The 20,878-nt window shown below is 66.1% G+C and carries 17 protein-coding genes; 8 read left to right on the top strand and 9 right to left on the bottom strand.

Annotated features, from left to right (window positions below):
• The first annotated feature begins 112 nt into the window (after positions 1–112).
• The 4 genes from P2T60_RS12940 to asnB (P2T60_RS12930) all read left to right on the top strand — a co-directional run bounded on the left by P2T60_RS12940 (position 113) and on the right by asnB (P2T60_RS12930) (position 4,523).
• On the top strand, positions 113–1,186 hold the full coding sequence (locus P2T60_RS12940; RefSeq protein WP_276279669.1) for a glucose-1-phosphate thymidylyltransferase: 1,074 nt from the start codon (positions 113–115) through the stop codon (positions 1,184–1,186).
• Between the two features lie 2 nt (positions 1,187–1,188).
• Positions 1,189–1,371: a hypothetical protein gene (locus tag P2T60_RS21900; RefSeq protein WP_382210314.1), complete on the top strand. Its 183-nt coding sequence runs from the start codon at positions 1,189–1,191 to the stop codon at positions 1,369–1,371.
• An 89-nt stretch (positions 1,372–1,460) separates the two neighbouring features.
• Complete coding sequence (locus P2T60_RS12935; RefSeq protein WP_276279668.1) at positions 1,461–2,621, top strand: glycosyltransferase family 4 protein; 1,161 nt, start codon at positions 1,461–1,463, stop codon at positions 2,619–2,621.
• Positions 2,622–2,669: 48 nt separating this feature from the next.
• Positions 2,670–4,523, top strand: coding sequence for an asparagine synthase (glutamine-hydrolyzing) (gene asnB / locus P2T60_RS12930; RefSeq protein WP_420028683.1), 1,854 nt, complete (start codon positions 2,670–2,672; stop codon positions 4,521–4,523).
• Here the strand turns inward: asnB (P2T60_RS12930) and P2T60_RS12925 are convergent.
• Positions 4,520–5,620: a glycosyltransferase gene (locus tag P2T60_RS12925; RefSeq protein WP_276279666.1), complete on the bottom strand. Its 1,101-nt coding sequence runs from the start codon at positions 5,618–5,620 to the stop codon at positions 4,520–4,522. The genes asnB (P2T60_RS12930) and P2T60_RS12925 overlap by 4 nt on opposite strands.
• Before the next feature lie 278 nt (positions 5,621–5,898).
• On the opposite strand from P2T60_RS12925, the gene asnB (P2T60_RS12920) reads away from it, so the two are divergent.
• Positions 5,899–7,800, top strand: a complete 1,902-nt coding sequence (gene asnB / locus P2T60_RS12920) for an asparagine synthase (glutamine-hydrolyzing) (RefSeq protein WP_276279665.1) — start codon at positions 5,899–5,901, stop codon at positions 7,798–7,800.
• Positions 7,801–7,855: 55 nt separating this feature from the next.
• On the top strand, positions 7,856–9,001 hold the full coding sequence (locus tag P2T60_RS12915) for a hypothetical protein (RefSeq protein WP_276279664.1): 1,146 nt from the start codon (positions 7,856–7,858) through the stop codon (positions 8,999–9,001).
• Between the two features lie 24 nt (positions 9,002–9,025).
• Here P2T60_RS12915 and P2T60_RS12910 read toward each other — a convergent pair whose 3' ends face one another.
• From P2T60_RS12910 to aglF, 5 genes are all read right to left on the bottom strand, one after another.
• A complete protein-coding gene (locus P2T60_RS12910) occupies positions 9,026–9,199 on the bottom strand; it encodes a hypothetical protein (protein ID WP_276279663.1) in 174 nt (57 codons plus the stop codon).
• A 25-nt stretch (positions 9,200–9,224) separates the two neighbouring features.
• The gene (locus P2T60_RS12905; protein WP_276279662.1) at positions 9,225–10,346 is read right to left on the bottom strand and encodes a glycosyltransferase family 4 protein; all 1,122 of its coding nucleotides are present in this window, start codon (positions 10,344–10,346) and stop codon (positions 9,225–9,227) included.
• Positions 10,347–10,397: 51 nt separating this feature from the next.
• On the bottom strand, positions 10,398–11,813 hold the full coding sequence (locus P2T60_RS12900) for a sugar transferase (RefSeq protein WP_276279661.1): 1,416 nt from the start codon (positions 11,811–11,813) through the stop codon (positions 10,398–10,400).
• 69 nt (positions 11,814–11,882) lie between these two features.
• The gene (locus P2T60_RS12895; RefSeq protein ID WP_276279660.1) at positions 11,883–12,869 is read right to left on the bottom strand and encodes an SDR family NAD(P)-dependent oxidoreductase; all 987 of its coding nucleotides are present in this window, start codon (positions 12,867–12,869) and stop codon (positions 11,883–11,885) included.
• Positions 12,870–12,958: 89 nt separating this feature from the next.
• Positions 12,959–13,765, bottom strand: coding sequence for a UTP--glucose-1-phosphate uridylyltransferase AglF (aglF, locus tag P2T60_RS12890; protein ID WP_276279659.1), 807 nt, complete (start codon positions 13,763–13,765; stop codon positions 12,959–12,961).
• A 946-nt stretch (positions 13,766–14,711) separates the two neighbouring features.
• Between aglF and aglM the strand changes: the two genes are divergently transcribed.
• Complete coding sequence (gene aglM, locus P2T60_RS12885; protein WP_276279658.1) at positions 14,712–16,004, top strand: UDP-glucose 6-dehydrogenase AglM; 1,293 nt, start codon at positions 14,712–14,714, stop codon at positions 16,002–16,004.
• A 19-nt stretch (positions 16,005–16,023) separates the two neighbouring features.
• Here aglM and P2T60_RS12880 read toward each other — a convergent pair whose 3' ends face one another.
• Positions 16,024–18,399, bottom strand: a complete 2,376-nt coding sequence (locus P2T60_RS12880) for a hypothetical protein (protein WP_276279657.1) — start codon at positions 18,397–18,399, stop codon at positions 16,024–16,026.
• Between the two features lie 139 nt (positions 18,400–18,538).
• Between P2T60_RS12880 and P2T60_RS12875 the strand changes: the two genes are divergently transcribed.
• Positions 18,539–18,703 carry an HVO_A0556 family zinc finger protein gene (locus tag P2T60_RS12875; protein ID WP_276279656.1) on the top strand — a complete coding sequence of 55 codons (165 nt, stop codon included), beginning with the start codon at positions 18,539–18,541 and terminating at the stop codon, positions 18,701–18,703.
• Positions 18,704–18,786: 83 nt separating this feature from the next.
• Here P2T60_RS12875 and P2T60_RS12870 read toward each other — a convergent pair whose 3' ends face one another.
• Positions 18,787–19,596 (bottom strand): class I SAM-dependent methyltransferase, encoded by an 810-nt coding sequence (locus P2T60_RS12870; protein ID WP_276279655.1) that lies wholly within the window; start codon positions 19,594–19,596, stop codon positions 18,787–18,789.
• A gap of 78 nt (positions 19,597–19,674) precedes the next feature.
• Complete coding sequence (locus tag P2T60_RS12865; RefSeq protein ID WP_276279654.1) at positions 19,675–20,838, bottom strand: tubulin/FtsZ family protein; 1,164 nt, start codon at positions 20,836–20,838, stop codon at positions 19,675–19,677.
• Between the last annotated feature and the right edge of the window lie 40 nt (positions 20,839–20,878).

Here is a 20,878-nt window from a genome sequence, read left to right as displayed (position 1 = left end):
CCGCTAGTTATGAATCTCCGTCGGACCTCGGCGGCTACGAGAAAACGGAGGAGAGGCGCGCAGAACACGACACTGACGAGATCTCGGTTGATTGGCGGGTGGACTTAGACGAATGAAAGGGCTGGTACTCGCGGGGGGAACTGGGTCACGGCTTCGCCCGATTACGCACACTGGACCGAAACAACTCGTCCCCGTAGCGAACAAGCCGGTCATCCAATACGGTATCGAAGACCTCGCGGCGGTCGGAATCGACGAGATTGGGGTGGTTCTCGGAACGAAAGGTCGTGAGGAGATACAGAACTTCCTCGGTGACGGCTCCGACTTCGGTGTAGATATTACGTACATCGTCCAAGGCGAACCGCTGGGACTCGCACATGCGGTCGGATGCGCACGGGAATTCGTGGACGGTGACGACTTCGTTATGTATCTCGGAGACAATATCCTCAAGCAGGGCATCGGGGAGATGGTCGAGCGTTTTCGCGCGGAGGACTGTGCCGCAGGTATTGCACTCCAGCACGTCGATAACCCCCAGCAGTTCGGTGTTGCCGACGTGGAACCGGACGGGACCGTCACACGCCTCGTCGAGAAACCCACCGACCCTCCGTCTGACTTGGCACTCATCGGAATCTATATCTTCTCACCGAAGGTCTTCGACGTGATTTCGGACCTCGAACCGTCGTGGAGGGGTGAACTCGAAATCACCGACGCTATTCAGGCACTCATCGAACGCGGTGAAACGATTGACTCCCACGTCGTGGATGGCTGGTGGAAGGATACCGGGAAACCGATGGACATCCTCGAAGCCAACCGATTGGTCCTCGAGGAGAAACCCGGCTCACGGAACGGAACTATCGACGGCGGGGCAGACGTTATGGGACACGTCGACCTCCACGAGGACGCCGCTATCGAGTCGGGGGCCGTGGTCCGCGGGCCAGTGAGTATCGCCGCCGAGACGGTTATCGAGGATGGAAGCTACGTCGGCCCGTACACGTCCATCGGTCCCGACTCGGTAATCGACGGCGTTCACATCGAGAACAGCATCATCGTCGGAGAAAGCACCTTGTCAACCGATGGCAGAATCGTCGATAGCCTCATCGGTCGCGGGGCCAGCGTCGGGAGTTCGAAAGACCTCCTCCCCGAGGGGCGACGACTCGTCGTCGGCGAGAACTCGAATCTGAAACTCTAACAATGCGCATCGAAACCCTTACCTGCCCGGTTTGTCGCACCGTCGTCGCGGCGAACGTCCTCGAGTCGAACCGAGTCATGAAATGTCCCGGTAACGGCTGTGAATCGGTCCTTCGATTCGAGGACCTCCCCGAAGCTGTGCAAGACCACTACGTCGAAAACCGGACCGACTACCGGGTCGAGTAGAGAGTCGCGCGGCGGTGTTCGGGGAGTAGCTACGTTCGTTGCTAGCGCTTATCGACACACCTAACTACACTTCCTGACAGTCGTCCAGTATGCACGTCGCCTTCCTTTCGCTCAACGCGTACGATATGCTCACGGGAGGGCACGAGGGAAACGTCGGCGGTTCCCAACTCCAGCAGGCGCTCATCGCCGAGGAACTCGCCGACCGCGGTCACGAAGTCACCTTCGTCGAGAACGACGCGCCGTTCAAAGAAGCGACCGCGGTAAACGGCGTCCGCGTCGTTCTGAAAGACGAACACTCCGACAGGAGCCTTCCGGTTCGTCTCCCGGCCCGCGTTGCTTCCACGCTCCGAACGCTCTCGGAGATAGGTCCCGATGCGGTCTACGCTCGGGTTCCGAACCTCGACATCTTTCCGGTCGCGGCGTACTGTTCGGTCACGGACACCCGGTTCGTCTACAACTTCGCTCACGACAGCGAACTCACCGACGACCCCATGGTCTTCGACGGTTCGCTGAGCGACAACGCGGTCTACTGGGGACTGATGCAGAAGGCGCTCGGGTCCGCGGACGTACTCGTCGCTCAAAACGACTTCCAGTACACTCGTGCCCGCGAACGCTTCCCCGGAACGAACGTCTCGCTCGTCTGGAACGGCTATCCCGACCCGGAGTCGGGCGGCGACTCGGGCCGCGACCCCGACTCACGGACGGACCGGTCGGACGATGCTCCGACGAAGGTACTCTGGGTCGCCACGTTGCGCGAGTGGAAACAACCCGAAGTCGTGTTGGAGTTGGCGGCCGAGATTCCGGACGCGGAGTTCGTCGTGGTCGGCGGCCGAGCGTCGGAATCGCCCGACCTGTACGACTCGTTCGAAGCGGCCGCGAACGAGACCGAGAACGTCCGGTTCGAGGGGTTCGTTCCCTACGAGAACGTGGACGAGTACTTCGCTCGTGCGGACGTGTTCCTCAACACCTCGACCGACGAAGGCTTCCCGAACACGTTCCTCCAGTCGTGGGCGAATCGAACCGCGGTGGTCAGTCTGAACGTCGACCCCAACGACATCCTCCGGGAAAACGACATCGGCTACTGCGCCGACGGGTCCGTAGACGAGATGGCCGAACGACTCGGGGAACTCGTTCGAGACGACGAACGTCGTCGTCGGTATCTGACCAACGCCTACGAGTACTTCGTGGAGAACCACAGTATCGAACAGGTCACCGACCAGTACGAGGCGGCCCTCCGCGGGGAGTTGTAAAATGAGCAAAGGTAAGAGGGGTTGCCCTGAACTACCGGGATAGAACTCATGTGTGGAATCGGCGGAAAGATTTCGTTCGACGGTCGCCCCGACCCCGGGCTCGCGGAGGCGATGAACGAGTGTATGGACCACCGGGGTCCGGACGCGGAGGGCGTCTACGCGTCGGGTCCCGCACTGCTCGCTCACCGCCGGTTGAGCATCCTCGACCTGAGCGAGGCCGGACGCCAACCGATGGCGAACGGCGACGGGACCGTCCATATCGTGTTCAACGGCGAGATTTACAACTACAAGGAGTTACGCGACCGGGTAGACGACTACTCGTTTCGGTCCGAGACCGACACCGAAGTCCTCCTGCATCTCTACGAGGAGTACGGCACCGACTGCCTCCAGTATCTCCGCGGGATGTTCGCGTTCGCCATCTGGGACGAGCGAGCGGAGCGCCTCTTTCTGGCGCGCGACCGTCTCGGCCAGAAACCGCTGTTCTATCGGGACACCGACGACGGCTTCTGGTTCGCGTCGAGCATCAAGGCGATACTCGCCGACGACGACGTGTCGGCCCGGCCCGACCACGACGCGATTCGGTCGTATCTCAACTACCAGTACGTCCCCACGCCGAAGACGGGCTTTCGGGGCATCGAACGACTCGCGCCCGGCGAGTACGCGGTGGTCTCGGAGGGGGGCACGACCAGAGACCGGTACTGGAGTCTCTCGTACCGAAACCAGTCCTCGAAGTCTCCGTCCCGACTCGCCGACGAACTTCGGGACCGACTCCGGGAAGCCACGCGACTCCGGATGCGCAGCGACGTGCCCGTGGGCGTCTTTCTCTCGGGGGGCATCGACTCGTCGGTGGTCGCCGCGCTCATGGACGACGTGGCCGACGACCCCATCGGAACCTACTCAATCGGGTTCGACAAGGAGGCCTACGACGAACTGGAGTTCGCCCGCGAAGTCGCCGACGCCTACGGCACCGACCACCACGAGTACGAGGTGACGCCCGATTCGATGGACGTGCTTCCCGAGATTATCGACCAGTACGAGATGCCCTTCGGCGACCCCTCGGCGCTCCCGACCTACTACGTCTCGCAGGTCGCCTCCGAGGACATCACGGTGGCGCTCACGGGTGACGCGGGCGACGAGAACTTCGCGGGCTACGACCGGTACACGTGGGACCGCGTGGTGTCGCTGGCGAGACAGATACCGCGGCCGGTCCGACGACTCGGGGCGAAGACGCTTCGGTCGATGCCGAGACCCGTCCGCGAGCAACGCCACGCGCACCTCGCCCGGCGGACGCTCGAAATCGCCAACGGCGACCCGGTCGAACAGTACTCCCGTTTCATCTGTCACGCCACCGGCGAACAACTCGAACGGGTGTGGGACGGCCCGGTTCCCGACGACGAACTCGCCCAGTTGCGGGACGCGTTCGCACGCTCTGACGGCCCGACGCGCCTCGACCGGGTGACGCACGTCGATTTGCAGACCTACCTCCCCGACGACCTGCTGGTGAAAGTAGACCGGGCGAGCATGGCCCACTCGCTGGAAGTTCGGTCGCCGTTCCTCGACCACGAAGTCGTGGAGTTCGCCGCCCGCATCCCCTCGAAGTACAAGTGGCGGCGCGGCGAGGGCAAGTGGATTCTCAAGCGCGCGTTCGAGGACCTCCTGCCCGAGAAGGTTCTCACTCGGTCGAAACAGGGGTTCGGCGTCCCGATAAACGAGTGGTTCCGCGGGGAACTCCGGGAGTTCGCCCGCGACAACCTCGACAGTCTCGGGGCGCGACCCGCCTTCGACCCGGACGGACTCCGGGTGACGCTCGACGAACACGTCCGGGGGAGCGAAGACCACGGCTATCGGCTCTGGGACCTCGTGATGCTCGAACAGTGGTACGAGCGGTTCATCGACGGTTAGCCGAGGTCGTCGTACAGGTCCTCGAACTGCGAGACCATCGCGTCGAGGGCGAACTCGGATTCGGCGCGTCGTCGGGCACCCGCTCCAAGTTCGGCGGCGTCCTCGGGGTTCGAGAGCAGGTCGGCGATTTCCCCGGCGAGCGCTTCGGGACTCCGGACCGGGACGTGTCGCCCGCTCCGGCCGTCGAGAACTAGCTCCGCGTTCCCGTCCACCGGCGTCGTGACGATTGGGAGTCCGGCCGCCATCGCTTCGAGGAGCGCGCCCGGTAATCCCTCGTAGTGGGAGGGGAACGCGAACAGGTCGAAGGCGTCGAGCAGTTCCGGCACGTCGTCGCGGGTCCCCGGCAGGTGGACCGACTCCTCGCAGGCGAGTCGCCGGGCGCGGCGTTCGAGGGCATCGCGCTCGGGACCGTCGCCGACGACGACGAGGTGGGCGTCGGGGTGGGACTCCCGGACCGTGGGCCACGCGTCGAGCAGGTCGTGGTGGCCCTTCCGCTCGACCAACCGGCCGACGGTTCCGACCAGCGGCGCGTCCGCCGGGACGCCGAGTTCGGCCCGGAGGTCCTCGGAGGCAGTCGCCGACCCGTAGACGCTCAGGTCCCGGCCGTTCCGAATCACGTCCACGTCGCCGTCGCTCGCCCCGCGGTCGGTGACGAAGCGCGCGCCCGCCGCCGAGTTCGAGACGATTCGGTCCGACAGCGCGAGCGTGAGGCGTCGGACCGCGCTCCGGAGGGGCCGAGGGTTCTCGGGGACCTCTCGGACGCCGGTGACGACGGTCACGCCGGGGGCGAACGCACCCGCGAGTCGAGCGAGCATGTTGTCGAAAAACAGGAACGACTGGAGTACGTCCGGGCGCTCCGACCGGAGCGCCCGGACGAACCGAACCGGGGCGCGAACGTCGTGCTTGCCGGTGGCGTCGAGCGAGCGGAGCGTCACGTCGTCGTCGAGGTCCGACGCGAGCGGTCCGGGGTCGGCTATCGTCCAGACCGTCGGGTCGAACCGCGACCGGTCGAGACCGTTGACCAAATCGACCAGCGTGCGCTCTGTGCCTCCGACTGCCAAGGTTCCGATGAGATACCAGACCTCGGTCTCCGACATGAGCGGTCTCGTCCGGGTGGAGTCGTCCGACCCCTAAAACGACTCCCCTTCGGGTCGGCCGTTCTTCACCCAACGTATCCATCCCTTAAAGAAAGGAAAACATTTCTTTTAGCAATATTTAACCATCTATAGCCGTCGCCGAGACGACCGCCAGCGGTCGTCTCGGCGACTCCTCCCGCGGCGACGAGAGACCCGTCGCCGGACTCGGCCGGGGCTACGAAGCGAAACAGCTATTCCGAGGCGGCTACCACCCGAACACAGGTTCGGACCGCTCGATTATGTGTGGCATCGCTGGCGTCTTCGACCCGACCGACGCCCCCGACGAGGAACTTCTCCGCCGGATGAACGACTGCCAGACGCATCGCGGACCCGACGACAGGGGCGTCTACCGCGACGGACCGGTCGGGTTCGCCCACCGCCGCCTCAGCGTCATCGGTCTCGAAAGCGGCCGACAGCCGATTTTCAACGAGGACGGGTCGGTCGCCGTCGTGTTCAACGGCGAACTCTACAACTACCGGTCGATTCGGGAGTCCCTACGGAGCAGGGGTCATCGGTTCGAGACGGACACCGACACCGAGGTGCTGGTCCACCTCTACGAGGAGGAGGGTCTCGAACTCGTAGAGCGTCTGGACGGCATGTTCGCGTTCGCGCTCTGGGACGCCGACCGCGGGCGACTCGTCCTCGCGCGCGACCGGATGGGAATCAAACCGCTCGTCGTGGCCTCCGACGACGAAGGCCGGTTCGCGTTCGGGTCCGAGATTCCGGCGGTCCTCGAAAGCGGGGTCGAACCCGGCGGTCTCGACCGGACCGCGATGGCCCGGTACTTCGCGTTCGGGTTCGTCCCCGCGCCCCACACTCCCTTCCGGAACGTGCGGAAACTCCGTCCGGGGGCGATGGCGATACTCACCTCGGAGGGGATGCGCCGCGAGCGATTCTACGCGCCGTCGGTCTCGCCGGAGTCGCCGCCCTCGCTGGACGCGGCCGCGACCGAGTTGCGCTCCCGCGTCGAAGCGGCCGTAGAGCGCAGACTCGTGAGCGACGTACCGCTGGGGGCCTTCCTCAGCGGCGGCATCGACTCCAGCGTCGTGGTCGGAACGATGGCCTCGCTGTCCGAGACGCCGGTCCGGACGTTCACGGTCGGGTTCGACGAGGCGCTGTTCGACGAGTCGCGGGCCGCCCGCGAAGTCGCCGACTACCACGACACCCGCCACCGCGAGTTCACCGTCTCGCCCGCGGACGTTCGGGAAGTCGTCCCGGAGGTGGTAGACGCGATTGGCGAACCGTTCGCCGACCCGTCGCTTCTGCCGACCTACGTCGTCTCGCGCGAGACCAGCGACGAGGTGAAAGTCGCGCTCTCGGGCGACGGCGCGGACGAACTGTTCGCCGGGTACGAGAAGTACCGCGGCGAGTACTTCTCGCGGTACTACCGGGCGATTCCCGGCCCGGTCCGGAGTCGGGTGGTCGAACCCGCGGTGGACCGCCTGCCCGCCTCGCGCGGAAACGACCTCGGGGAAGTCGCCCGGAAAGCCCAGAAGTTCGTCCGCGGCGGCGTCGAGTCGGTCCCCGACCGTCACTTCGAGTGGATTCGACTCCCCGACGACCGGACGACCGGCGCGTTCGACGCCGCGAACCCGGTCGCGTCCGGCCGAGCGGACCTCGCCGAACGCCACGCCGAAGCCGAGTCGTTTCTACCGCGGGCGAGACGCGACCCCCTCGCCCGGATGCAGGCCGTCGATACGTTTCACTCCCTGCCCAACCAGATGCTCCGGAAGGTGGACCGCGCGAGCATGTACAACTCGCTGGAGGTCCGGGTCCCCTTCCTCGACACCGGCGTCGTGGAGTACGCGATGGGCCTGCCGACCGAGTACAAGATTACCGCGAGCGACCGCAAGCGCGTCCTGAAGCGCGCGTTCGCCGACGTGCTTCCGGACTCGATTCTCGACCGACCCAAGCGAGGCTTCGACGTGCCAATCGGCGAGTGGCTGAAACGCGACTTCGCCGCCGAGTTCCGACGGACGGTCGAGACGGTCGAAACCGACCTGTTCGACGCGCGGGCGGTTCTCGACGTTTTCGAGGAACACGTCCACGGCGCGCGCGACCACACCCGGTTCCTCTGGAGCGTCTACGTGTTCGCCCGGTGGCTGGACCGGATGCGCGCCCGCGGCGTCCTGAGCGAGTGACCCCGACGCCCGAAAACGGTGCGTATATGGTCCCTTTCCGACACCTTCATGTCAGATGCTGTTCGCAACGGTGTCGAGCGTCCTGTTACTCTTCGCGCTCGCGGTCTGGTCCCGGAGTCGGGCGTACCGAGCGTTGGCGACGACCGCGCTCGCGGGCCACCTCGCGCTGGCGCTGGTCGTCCCGGCGCTCCCCTACCGGTGGGACGTACACCGATTTCACGCGGCCGCGACCGCAATCGCGTCCGGGTCGGTCCCCTCGACCTACGCCAGCGTGAACGCGTTTTCGGCGTTTCAGGGCATCCTGTACGTCGTCTTCGGCAGTACGCCGACGACCCTCTCGGTCGTCAACGGACTGCTGGCGGTCCTCACCCCGATTCCGGTCGTCGCGCTGGCCCGGCGACTCTACCCCTCGGCCGTCGATTCGACCGACGGGGTGGCCGCGCTGGTGCTGTTCGCTCCGCTCGCGTTCCTGTTCTCGACGCTCCCGATGCGGGACGCGCTCTCGACGCTCCTGTTTTTCGTCGCGCTCAGACTCGTGACCGACGTGTTCGTCGCCTCCCGGCACTGGCACGCGGTGGTCGCGGTTCCGCTGGTGGCGCTCCTCTCGACTCTCCGTCCGGAACTCGCGCTTCTCGTCGTCGTCGGGAGCGTCGCCGCGGGGGTGGCGTGGGTTCTTGACGCCGTGGGTCGCCGGGACGTTTCGTTCGCGTCGCTGACGGTGGCCGTCTCCCCGGCGAGCGTGACCGGGTTTCTGCTGTTCGCCCGCGAGTTCCCGCTGGCCTACCTCAATCGAGTTCTCGAACGCCGGTCGGTGGGCGGAGCGGTGTACCTCGACGGTCTCTCGTACGTCTCGTGGGCCGACGTGCTGGTCCTCGCGCCGGTTCGGGCCGTCTACTTTCAGTTCGCCCCGTTTCCGCTCCACGTCGACTCCGCGTTCGACCTGCTGGCCGCGCTCGAACTCCCGGTGTTGCTGGTCCTCGCAATCGCGGCGTACCGGTCGCTGGCGGCGTGCGACACCGACCAGCGAGTCTCGGCGCTCCTGCTCACGGCGTATCTCGGCGGCGTCGTCGGCTACGGTCTCATCGACTCGAACTTCGGGACGACCGTCAGACACCGGGTTCCGTTCGTGTTCCTGCTGGTCGTGTTCGCGTCACCCGTCGTCGAGCGCCACTGGCGGGCGCTCCGGGGAGAGTCGCGTTGACGGCGACTGACGTTCTGACGGCGGTCACTCCGAAGGCGGTTCGGTGAACGGAGACGCGACGACGACGGTGAGCAAAAACAGGGCCGCGAAACTCAGGAACTTCACGGCGGCGTTGAGGTCGGCGAGCGCGACCCGGACGGTGCTGAGAACTACCGCGGCGGCGACGAGTCCCCGTATCACTCGCCGAACTACGTCCATACGTCGAATCGGACGCCGGTCGAAGTTAGTCCTTTAGGTTCGCGAGGCGCACCATCGCGTCTGTCGTCTCCTCGACGGTCCGGTCCCACGTGAATCGCCGGTCTACCGACTCCCGGCCCGCCTCGCCGAGCGCCCTCGCCAGTTCGGGGTCCGAGAGCAGGGCGTCGAGCGCGTCCGCGAACGCGCTCACGTCGCCGACCGGGAACGTCTTTCCGGCCCCCTCCACGACCGGCGCAACCTGCTCTAAGTCGCTCGTGACTGCCGGGGTCGCCGACGCGAGCGATTCGAGGACGGTCCGGGGAAGCCCCTCCGCGCGACTCGGAAGGACCAGCACGTCCGCCGACCGGTAGACCGTCGGCATCTCGTCGTACGAGAGGTGGCCGAGGAACGTCACGGCGTCGGCGACGCCGAGGGCCGTCGCGCGCGTACGAAGGTCATTACGAAGCGGCCCGTCGCCACAGAGGTAGAGTTCGGCGTCGGGATGGTCGTCGCGGACGCCCGCGAACGCCTCGATTGCGTCCGCCGGGCGCTTGCCGTCCACCAACCGGCCGACGAACAGCACCACCGGCCCGTCGGCGGCTATCCCGTCGTGGCCCGGTCCCTCGGGAGTGAACCGGGTCTGGTCGATGCCGTTCGCAACGACTTCGATGTCGGTTTTCACGCCGAACTCCCGGACGCGCGCCCTGTCCTCGCCGGTGTAGCAGAACACCACGTCCGCGGCGTCGAACGTCCACCGGCCGACCGTCCGGAGGTAGGCGTCGAAGAGCCACTCCGGGGCGTTCTGGGAGTAGAGACCGTGATTCGTGATTGCCAATGGAGTGTCGCCGAGTCGTCGCTTCACCGCCGCGAGGTTGGTCGAGAAGTACAGGTGCGAGTGGGCGTGAACCACGTCGTAGTCGTCGGTCCGGGCGAGGAACCGGCCGACGCCCGCCGACATCTCGTTGCCGAGGAGTTCGGCGGTCGGCGACCGGCGAACGAGCGTGTAGCCGTCGCGTTCCTCCCGTCTGGGCTTGTCGTCGGCGGCGACGGTCAGCACCGTCACGTCGTGGCCCATCGCGGCTTGGTCTCGGCTCATCGCGTGGACGTGGTACGGGCCGCCACCGGGAACGTCGGGATACACCTTCTGTGCGACGCGAAGAATCCGCATTCGGTCGTTCGGTCCGGTTCGACGGTTAATACTCTACTGGTATCGGGTCGGCTATCGCTCGCGGAGGACCTCGCGCACGTCCACCAACACCTTCCAAATCTGGCGGACGACGATTTTCACGTCGAACCAGAACGACTGTCGCCGGATGTACTCCAAGTCGCTCCGGAGTTTGGCCTCCGGGTCGGTGCTGTTGGCCTCGCGTATCTGGGCGAGTCCGGTCAGTCCCGGTTTGACGAACCACCGCTTTCGCCACGCGTCGGCGGTCTGTTCGAGCAGTGGCTCCTCGTCGGTCCACACCGCTCGCGGCCCGACGACACTCATCTCGCCGGTCAGGATGGACCAGAGTTGGGGAATCTCGTCCAAGTGGGTCCGGCGCAGGATTCGGCCGACGCGGGTGATTCGGTCGTTCTCCTCGTCGTCGGTCGGAACCGCCGACTCGCCCTCGGGGACCATGCTCCGGAACTTGTACACCGCAAACGTCTCGCCGCGTTCGGCGGTGCGCTCTTGACTGTAGAACACCGGGCCGGGACTGTCGAGTTTGACCGCGGCGGCGACGACCGCGATGAACGGCGCGAACGCCACCAGTCCGACCACGGCGAAGGCAACGTCGAAGGCGCGCTTGAAGGCGTAGTCCTGCCAGTCCCACGGCGCGAGTTCGATGTCCACGATTTCGCTCCCGCCGCCGACCGACGCCGTGAGAACGCTGTCGGCGTGGTCGCGGTGGACCTTCGCGTTTACGCCGTGTTCGTAGCAGGCGTCCAGCGCGCCGAAGAACTCCGCGCGGTCGGGGCGGGCGAACGCGAGAACCGCAGTGTCAACGTCGTACTCGACCAACACCTCGTCGAGGCGCGAGAGACCGCCGAGACAGTCGAGGTCCGGTAGCGCCTCGTTTCCGCTCCCGTCGGCGACTGCGGGGGTCGCCACGCCGGGGTCGTCGCCCGAGTAGTAGGGACTCGGCGGCGAGACGTAGCCCACGACCGGCACGTCCGTCGCGTCGAGTACGTCGCGTATCTCGTCGGGGTCGTCGCCGACGACGACGACCCGCTCCTCTCTGGAGGGTCGGTGACGGATGGCGACGAACCACGTCGGGAGGACGACCAGCAGACCGGCCACCGTGAGCGCGAGCGTCGAACGCGGGAGCGGGTAGGTGTAGTCGAAGTAGCCCACCGTCGCCATCGCCAACCCCGCGACGACGACGCGCTTCTGGGTCAGCAAGAGCGTGTCGAGAATCCGGCGGGGCCGGGGCTTGTACAGCGGTACGAGGCTCCCGACCACGATGAGCGCGGTGGTTACGACCGCGAGGACGAGAGCGTCGCCGGTCAACACGACCGCGGGGAGTCTTCGGAACACCGGCACGGCTGTCGTGAGCGACTGGGCCGTCGGGTGGTTCGCGGCCACGACCGCCCCGACCGCGAGGAGCGCGGTCCCGACGACGCTCACGACTCGGTACCGATGTCCCGAAACCATCAAACTATCACCCGTAGTCTGCTCGCTTAAAACCTGCCATCCCGCCGTTCAGAAAAGCTTTCTGACATCTCACGAGTTCCGGACCAGCGGTTCGTACCAGTCGCGGTTCTCGCGGTACCAGTCGGTGAACCGCTCTACGCCCTCTCGGATGGTCGTGGTGGGTTCGTAGCCGACGAGTTCGTCGGCCTTCGAGATGTCGGCGTGGGTGTGTTCGGAGTCGGCGTCGTTTCGCTCGGCGTATTCGAGTTCGAGGTCCGGCGCGAGTTGGTCCCGAATCTCCTCGGCCAGCGTCCGAATCTCGATGTTGTCGGTGCTTCCGACGTTCATCGCCTCGCCGTCGGCGGCGTCGGTGTCCAAAAGCGCCCGGTTCGCCCGCACCACGTCGCCGACGTAGGTGAAGTCGCGGGTCTGGGTCCCGTCGCCGTAGACGACCGGCGGTTCGCCGTTCAGACACCGCGAGACGAAGTTCGAGATGGCCATGTTCGGGCGCATCCGCGGGCCGTAGACGGTGAAGTACCGGAGCGCGACGGTCGGCAGGCCGTACACCTCGTTGTAGACGCGAGTGTACTGCTCTTGGGCCACCTTCGACGCGCCGTAGGGACTGACCGGCGTGTTGGGGTGGTCCTCGTCGTAGGGCAGGTACTCGGGCTTGCCGTACACCGACGAGGAACTCGCCACCACCACGCGCTCGGTGTCCGAATCGCGGGCCGCCTCCAACACGTTGAGCGTGCCCGAGACGTTGATTTCGTTGACTTTCTGTGGCTCTTCGACGCTGGTCCGGACGCCCGCTTGGGCGGCCTGATGGAAGATTACGTCGGCGTCGCCGACCTGTTCGTCCACGAGGTCCGCCTCGCGCACGTCGCCTCGGACCAGTTCGTAGCTTCCGTCGCCGTCGGCGGCCGCTCGACGGCCCGCCTCGACGTTGCGTTCTTTGAGACCAACGTCGTAGAACGGCTCGAAGTTGTCGAGCGCCACCACGTCGTGGCCGTCGCGGGCGAACGCCTCGGCGAGGTGGCCGCCGATGAACCCCGCGCCGCCGGTGACGAGTATTCGCATTACCTACTTCTCCGAGACGCGATTAGCAAAAAGCCACCGAGTCGGGCCGGAAGTTCGGGCGACTGACCCTTTCGCGGGACCGGGGGAGTTCAGTTGGCCGACGCTTCGGTCGAATCGGCGTCTGCGGTGGTGTCGTCGTCGGTGGCGTCGTCGTCAGGGTCCGCGTCGTCGGCGTCTGCGTCCTCGTCGGCGTTCAGAAGTCGCTCGGCCTTCTTTCGGTCCTCGGGGTAGCCAACGTCCACGCGCCACCCGTCCATCCGAATGGCGTCGATGGTGCGCCCGCTCTGGATGAGCAGGTCGATGGCCTCGCTGATTTCGTACTCGCCGCGGTTGGAGGGTTGGACGAGGTGACAGGCGTGGAAGATGGCGGGCGTGAACGTGTAGAACCCGGTCATCACGAGGTTCGACGGCGGATTCTCGGGTTTCTCTACCACGTCGGTAATCTCGCCGTAGTCGTTGGTCGCACAGACGCCGTAGCGTCCGGCCTCCTCGTAGGGCACTTCTTCGGTGAGGAACGCGGCGTCCGCGCGGTCCTCTCGCTGGCGTTTCACCACGTCGCCGAGGTTCGCGTCGAACACGTTGTCCCCCAACATCAGCATGAAGTCGCCGTCGATGTGTTCCTCGACGGTCAGCAGTGCGTGGGCGAGTCCCTTCTGTTCGCGCTGGTGGGCGTAGGTCACGGGAATCCCCTCGAACGCGTCGCCGTAGTGACTGATGATGTCCTGCTTGCGGTAGCCGACCACGACGACGAACTCGTCGGCACCCAACTCGGCCAACTGCTCGAAACACCGCGTCAGGATGGGCTTGCCGTCCACTTCGACCATCCCTTTGGGCTTCTCGTCGGTCAGCGGCCGCAGGCGGGTCCCCTCTCCGGCGGCGAGTACGACGGCTTTCACGTTCGTCGGAACGTCGCTGGAGTGGTAAATATTTTTAGACTCGCCAGCGGCGCGGTGGGTCGTCGGGTTTCGGTGGTGGGTCGTTGGGGACCGGACGTTCTCGTCCGTTCGTTCTGAATTACTACCGCAACCGGGACAACCGAGACGACGAACGTCTCGAAAGCCCCCGCCCGCTCTGCATCGTTGGAAACGTGAGTGCGACCGCCGGAATCGTAGCGAAGAACGTCTCGAAAGCCCCCGCCCGCTCGCGGTCGCTCAGCGACATATTCTCGCGCCTCACTTCGTTCGGCGCTCGAATAGGGGTCGCTGAGACGACCACGGGTCTTCGACCCGCGAGCGGGCGGCCTTTATCCACCCGGTGGTCTAGTCGGCCCGTCGTCGCGGCGGCGGACGATTCACCGGCATTCGGTAGTCGCTTATCGGACATTCTTTTATGGCTCTAGAAAATACTTCGATACGGTAAATAATTAAAAATATTGCTAAGAGAATTGTTTCGAGTGCCCACGCCCGCCGGTATCGGCGGGCGCTCGCCGCAACCAACCACCAGCACACGCCCGCCGAAACTCACCACCAGTTTGGGTGGGTGAAAGGGCCGCCCGCTCGCGCACCGCTTGGTCGCCTCTGCGGGCACTATTCGAGCGAGCGAAGCGAGCGAGAATATCCCGCAGAGCGACCGCGAGCGGGCGGGGGCTTTCTGAGACTTCTTCTCGGTAGTCCTTCCGGCGGTTGCGGTGCTGTCACGGAGCGAGCGGGGGTGTTCCGAGCGTTCGTCTCGGTAGCTCTTACGGCTACTATGCTGTCACGGAGCGAGCGAAGACTCTCCAAACGCTCGTTATCCCGACGCCGCCGATTCGCCGACGCCGAGAGAACGACCACGAACATCTAGAACGACCACGAACACCTCGAACCGAATCCTGAAGGGCGCGCGCCGCGACAGGGACGCACGATGAACGTCAGCATCGTCGGGAGCGGGTACGTCGGCACCACCGTCGCGGCCTGTCTCGCCGACTACGGCCACGAGGTGACGAACGTGGACATAGACGAGGGAGTCGTCGCGGCCATCGAGTCCGGCGAGGCACCGATTCACGAACCGGGACTCGCGGACCTCGTGGCCGAGTACGGCGGCGAGCGCCTGCGAGCGACCACCGACTACGCCGCCGTGCGCGAGACCGACGTGACGTTTCTGGCACTGCCGACGCCCACCGGCGACGACGGGCGCATCGACCTCGGCGTGCTGAAGGCGGGCGTCCGGTCGCTCGGCGAGGCGCTGGCGTCGAAAGACGACCCGCACGTCGTCGTGGTCAAGTCCACCGTCGTCCCCGGTACCACCGAGGAGACCGTCGCGCCGTTGCTGGCCGAGGCGTCCGGAAAGACGCCGGGCGAGGACCTCCACGTGGCGGCGAACCCCGAGTTCCTGCGGGAGGGGAGCGCCGTCGCCGACTTCCGTGACCCCGACAAAATAGTCTTCGGCACCGACACCGACTTCGCGCGCGACCGACTCCGCGAGGTGTTCGAACCCCTACTCGCCGACGCCGACGCCGCACTGGTCGAGACCGGGATTCGGGAGGCAGAGATGATGAAGTACGCCAACAACGCCTTCCTCGCCTCGAAGGTCAGCCTCGTCAACGAACTCGGGAACGTCTGCAAGGAGTACGGCGTGGACGCCTACGAGGTGGCCGACGCGCTAGGACTGGACGACCGCATCGGCGCTCGGTTCCTCCGGTCGGGCGTCGGGTGGGGCGGCAGTTGCTTCCCGAAGGACGTGGCCGCCCTCATCGCCGCCGCCCGCGACGCTGGCTACGACCCCGCCATGCTGGAGGCCGCCGTCGAAGTCAACGACGAGCAACCCGAACGACTCCTCGACTTGCTCGAAACCCACCTCGACCCGGCCGGAAAGCGGGTCGCGGTCCTCGGACTCGCGTTCAAACCCGGCACCGACGACGTGCGAAACTCCCGCGCCATCCCGGTCGTCGAGGGTCTGCGCGAGCGCGGTGCCGAAGTCGTCGCCTACGACCCGGTAGCGACCGAGAACATGCGCGAGCGGTTCCCCGACATCGAGTACGCGCGGTCGGCCGCCGACGCCCTCGACGGCGCGCACGGGACCCTCGTCGTCACCGACTGGGACGAGTTCGCGGCGCTGGACGACGCCTTCGACGCGATGGCCGACCCGGTGGTCGTGGACGGGCGGCGCATCGTGGAACGGCGCGAGGGCATCACCTACGAGGGACTGACGTGGTAGCGAGGGAGATAGAACTTCGCTACCCGCCGACGCTGACGTTCCCGCCGTTTTGGACCGCACTCTCTGGCACCGCCACCGTTCGGTTGCCGACCGAGTAGGTCCCCGAGTACGGCACCGTCACCGAGAACTCGCCGTCGGGTCCGGTCGAGACCTTCCGCCGGTACTCGAACGACGCGCCCTCGATTTCCACCGACTTCGAGACGGTCAGGGTCGCGTTGGCCGAGCGCGCGCCGGTGACGTTCGCGCCCGGAACCGGCGTGAACACCTTGACCGACCCGTCGTCGCTGGCGTACAGCGCCCGGTAGTGGCCCGCGCCGGTCGCTCCGTTCGGCCCGGCGCTCCCGTATCGCAGGTGGAGTCGGGCGTAGTTGGAGTTTTTCGGCACCTTCTGCACGTCGAGGTCCTTGGTGACGACGAACCCGACGTTGCCCTGCAACTCCCGGTACTGTCCCTCGGGGTCTTTCGACGCGAGGAACGGTTCGTAGTGCTGTTCGGCGAAGTGGTAGCCTTTCGCCTCGCCGCTCACGAAATGGTTGTACATCCGATTCCGACCCCACTTGCTCAGCACGTAGTTCCGGGGGTACTCCCACCCCTGCTCGTCGGCGTGGCCGTCCATCCACGCCGCGGCCTCGAACTTGTCGTCGGCTATCTGCACCTGCTGGTGGCGGACCGCGGTCTGGAGCGTGCCCACGCTGGCGACCAGCACGAACAGGACGAGGACCGCCGTGAGCGTCCCTCTGTCGGGGAGTTCGAGCGACGGAAGCGGCGTCCCGTCGCGCGACCCGTCGTCGCCGAACGCGGGCGGGGAAATCACGTCGAGTTTCGCGGCGGCGGCGACGAAGCCGTAGCCCGCCAGTATCGCCGCGAACGCCGCGAACTCGCCGACGAACCGCCGCTGGAGCGTCGCCAGCACGAGGAAGTACCCGCCGTAGGTGCAGACGACCAGCCACGGCGCGTGGCTACGCCGGTAGGCGCGCGCGCCGACCCCCGCGAGTACCGGCAACGCGAAGAACCACGCCAACCCGAGTTCGAATATCGGCCCGAGGAGGAGTCCGAGCGCACCGCCAGCGAACAGCGACTGGGTTTCGGCCGCCCCGGAGAAAAAGAGGAGCGACCCGACTCGCTCGCCGAGTCGCGCGGCGTACGAGGGGAGAAACACCTGCAACAGGACGAGTCCGCTCAGGCCGCCTGCGACTTCCGCGCCGCCGAGAACGAACGCGGGCATCTCGGCCCGCCGGACCGCCTCGCCCGCCAGCGAGACGCCCAGCACGCCGACCAGCAACAGCGCGGGCGAGTAGGCCACGACGCCGGTGTGCCACCCGAACCCGGCGTGAGCGAGGTGCGACAGCACCGACGCCACCGCCAGTCCCACGAGTATCGGCGCGCTGGCTACGAGGGGCGACCGGTCGGCCCGCACGTCCGCGGCGGCCCGGACCGCGACGTAGGCACCGAGCGCACCGATAAGGAGCGGTCCGGCCTCCCACGCCATCACCTGTCCGGCCACTGCGACCCCCAGCACGCCCGCCGCGACCCACGGCCGAACTGCCGAGAGGCGCTCGCGGTCCACGTCGGCCACCCACGCCAGCGAGAGCGCAGTCAGCGCCAGCCACGGGTAGTCGAAGGCGTGGTGGTCGGCGAAGCCGAGACCGGTCCGGTAGGCGAACGCCGGAATCACCGCGAGGACGCCGACCGACGCCAGCGCGACCCGCCGGTCGTCGGTCACGCGGACCGCCAGCGCGTAGACGAGGGCGGCGACGACGAGCGCCGAGACGACGGGGTACCACGCCAGCACGAACCCGGCGGCGTCGGCACCGCCGAGCAGGTTGGTCAGCCACCACAGCGCCCCGACCATCAGCGGTTCGCCCTTCGCCACTTCGATGGGAAGTCCCGAGAGGACGCTGAAGTCGAACGCGCCGGTCGCTTCCGCGGAGAGTCGTTCGACCCAGTACCGGTAGTAGTAGGGGTCGTTCGAGGGGAGGACGACGTACTCGCCCCGGAAGACGCTCGGGAAGACGTAGGTCCGCATCAGGAAGACGAACGCCAGCGCGACCCCGAGCGCGCCCGTCTCCGTCCGCGACGGGAGCGACAGCGAGACCCCCGACGCGGACGAGAGCGACGACGAGTCGTCGCTCTCGTCCGCCGACTCGGTGCCGGGCGGGGTCTCGCCGTCGAGACTCGCTCGGACTGCCTCGGGGTCGGCGACTTCGTACTCGTCGCCGTCCTTGGCAACGATGTCGCGGGAGACCAACTCGCCGAAGGTCCCCGAGTCGAGGGGCACGTCGTCGAAGGCCCACCCGTCGGCGTCGGCGTCTACCGCGAGGAGTTCGCGGAGGTCCGATTCGAGTCCGGGCCGGTCCGCGAGAAGGTCGTCGGTCGCCTCGCGTACGCTATTCATGGTGGGCGAATGTCGTGAGTAGCGTATAAACTCTGCGAACGTTCGGCGGGAGAACGCGACTCGACCCTCCGACGAGGGGGTGTCAACCGCCGATACATTTCCGGTACTTTAATTATCCGGTGTCGTTCTGTTCGGAACGATGCAACAAGTAGCCTCAGAGAATACGTCGGAACCAGTTCTCGCCGCGCTCGTCGGTGACGATTGCAGTTGGTGCGCGGCGGGGACCTTGGCGCGCGAGGAGTTCAAGGGTGACGCCGCGGTGGTCTGCGAGGAGTGCGGGACGCCCGCGGCCCGCGTCTGGTAGTCAGTCACGCTCTACTTTCTGGTGAGTCGTCTCCCCTAATCCCTGAACACGTCGGCGTACCGAGAGTCACTCGTCCGGACGTGCTAGTGCTGGAATACGTAGGTGTTCACCGTCTCCGGATAGTTCTTCGGCGCGTCCGTGCGTACGTGTTCGAGGCTCGGATGATGCGTCGCCACGTACTCTTGGACTTCGCTCGGGGTTGCGAACTCGAACGGATAGCCCCCGAGCCAGTCTCGAACGTCGTGCCAGTAGTCCATACCGCGGTTCTGGCGATAGGAGTCGAGATACGCGAGCGGGCTTTCGCGTTTCAGGAGGGTCCGAGCGGTGAGGTGCGCTCCGCCGTACCCGAAGACCAGCAGTTTCTGTACCGGCCGAGGCATCCGGTTGAACGCGCGCTTGATTCGGCGGGCTACGAAGGAGTTGTAGAGCGACTCGCCGCGTTCGACTTTGTTGTAGATGCCCAGACACAGACGGCCGTCGTCGGCCAGCAATCGCGTCGTGTGGTCTATCGCCCGCCACATCTCGCCGGTGTGGTGGACGACGCCCCAGCAGTACACCGCGTCGAATTCGCCGAGACCGGCCACGAATTCGCTATCGAGGATGTCTCCCCGTTCGACCGTCCAATCGTCGGCGTCGGTCTCGTCTCTCAACCGGCGACAGCACGTCACAGAGTCCTCGTCGTAGTCGAAGCTCACAATCTCACTCGCGCCCAAGCGGTGGGCCGCGAGCGAAAACAGGCCGCTTCCACACCCGATGTCCACTACTGACTGGCCGTCGAGCGAGTCGCGGTCGAACACGTCTCTCAGCTCTCGTTCGGCTTGCGCTACCTGTTCGTCGGTTAACTGGTCGAGATACGACTCCCAGTTCTCTCCGAACTCGAACCGATTACTCATGGTCGCGCCCTCCGAACCTAGCCATGTGTTGGCGCAGGTAGACTCACCTAAAAAGGCTAGCGTCTCCAGCGCGACTTCTCAGAACAGGGCTTCCAGTTCGTCGCTCTCGTCTCGGACCAGACTCTCCAGATTCTCCTCGCTCTCTTCCTCGATGTCCTCCAGATTGTCCTTGGTCTCGACTGCGACGCTCTGGAGGTCCTTGATGCGCGGCACGTCCGTGACCCCGGACAACAGCGTCACCGCGGCGACCCGGTCGGTGCCGGACATCGGATAGTCGCCGCCCCGGACCTCCATGCTCGCGGTCTCGTTCTCCAACCACTTCCGGCCGCGCTCGATTCCCTTCCGGTTGAGGTGGTCGTTCGGCCCGCTCATGACCACCAGCGAGCGGTCGGTGCTTCGGACCTCGCAGGGGAGCGTGAGACGCCCGAGCGCCGCCTTCCGGACGAGACTCGTGATGCGGTTGGTAGTCTCGGTGGCGTCGAGGTCCGTCTCGGAGAACCGGCCGAGCAGACCGCCGCCCGCCGTCTCGACTTCTTCCGTGGCGTACCCGACGGTCGAGACGCCGCCACAGGAGAGCGTGTTGATGATTTCGCTGGAGTCTACGACGCTCTCGGCGACTTCTTGACCTTCTTGGACCTCGCCCGCCGAGAAGAGGATGCCGAACCGCCGGACGATTTCCTCGTTGATTCGGTCGTAGCCTCCGCGGACCGACTCGCCGGTCTCGCGCCACGCGTCGTTGTCGAACACGAGCAGGTTGTCCACCTCGTCCACGAACGTCTTGAACGACCGCGCGGCGTTGAGCGTGTAGATGCCGCCCTCGTCCTCGGCGGGCAGGACGCCCAGTCCGTAGACCGGTTCGGTGTAGATGCGCTTGAGGTGGCCCGCGAGGACGGGCGCGCCGCCCGACCCGGTGCCCCCGCCCATCCCCGCGACGACGAGGAACGCGTCGACTTCGTGGACCGGAACGTGGTCGATGGCCCCCTGAATCTCGTCGATGTCCTCCTCGGCGATTTCCGCGCCGAGTTCGTTGTCCGCACCGACGCCGTGGCCCTTCACGCGGGCCTGTCCGATGAGGACGCGGTTTCGCTCGGGGACGTGTTCGAGTCCCGCGAGGTCCGCCTTCGCGGTGTTGACCGCGATTGCCGACCGGACGACGTTGCTTCCCGTCTCCCGGTCGTACTCCACGAACTTGTCCACGATTTTACCTCCTGCCTGCCCGAAGCCAATCATTGCGAGCTTCATACTTTGGTGCCTCCCTAACGCCGATGTTCGCGAGTTACCC

The organism is Halorussus caseinilyticus (genome assembly GCF_029338395.1).
GTDB lineage: Archaea > Halobacteriota > Halobacteria > Halobacteriales > Haladaptataceae > Halorussus > Halorussus caseinilyticus.
This window is presented reverse-complemented; position numbering and strand designations above follow the sequence as displayed.

Coding starts and splice junctions, on each gene's coding strand:
- P2T60_RS12940 (WP_276279669.1), top strand. CDS start 113: ATGAAAGGGCTGGTACTCGCGGGGGGAACTGGGTCACGGCTTCGCCCG.
- P2T60_RS21900 (WP_382210314.1), top strand. CDS start 1,189: ATGCGCATCGAAACCCTTACCTGCCCGGTTTGTCGCACCGTCGTCGCG.
- P2T60_RS12935 (WP_276279668.1), top strand. CDS start 1,461: ATGCACGTCGCCTTCCTTTCGCTCAACGCGTACGATATGCTCACGGGA.
- asnB (WP_420028683.1), top strand. CDS start 2,670: ATGTGTGGAATCGGCGGAAAGATTTCGTTCGACGGTCGCCCCGACCCC.
- P2T60_RS12925 (WP_276279666.1), bottom strand. CDS start 5,620: ATGTCGGAGACCGAGGTCTGGTATCTCATCGGAACCTTGGCAGTCGGA.
- asnB (WP_276279665.1), top strand. CDS start 5,899: ATGTGTGGCATCGCTGGCGTCTTCGACCCGACCGACGCCCCCGACGAG.
- P2T60_RS12915 (WP_276279664.1), top strand. CDS start 7,856: ATGCTGTTCGCAACGGTGTCGAGCGTCCTGTTACTCTTCGCGCTCGCG.
- P2T60_RS12910 (WP_276279663.1), bottom strand. CDS start 9,199: ATGGACGTAGTTCGGCGAGTGATACGGGGACTCGTCGCCGCCGCGGTA.
- P2T60_RS12905 (WP_276279662.1), bottom strand. CDS start 10,346: ATGCGGATTCTTCGCGTCGCACAGAAGGTGTATCCCGACGTTCCCGGT.
- P2T60_RS12900 (WP_276279661.1), bottom strand. CDS start 11,813: ATGGTTTCGGGACATCGGTACCGAGTCGTGAGCGTCGTCGGGACCGCG.
- P2T60_RS12895 (WP_276279660.1), bottom strand. CDS start 12,869: ATGCGAATACTCGTCACCGGCGGCGCGGGGTTCATCGGCGGCCACCTC.
- aglM (WP_276279658.1), top strand. CDS start 14,712: ATGAACGTCAGCATCGTCGGGAGCGGGTACGTCGGCACCACCGTCGCG.
- P2T60_RS12880 (WP_276279657.1), bottom strand. CDS start 18,399: ATGAATAGCGTACGCGAGGCGACCGACGACCTTCTCGCGGACCGGCCC.
- P2T60_RS12875 (WP_276279656.1), top strand. CDS start 18,539: ATGCAACAAGTAGCCTCAGAGAATACGTCGGAACCAGTTCTCGCCGCG.
- P2T60_RS12870 (WP_276279655.1), bottom strand. CDS start 19,596: ATGAGTAATCGGTTCGAGTTCGGAGAGAACTGGGAGTCGTATCTCGAC.
- P2T60_RS12865 (WP_276279654.1), bottom strand. CDS start 20,838: ATGAAGCTCGCAATGATTGGCTTCGGGCAGGCAGGAGGTAAAATCGTG.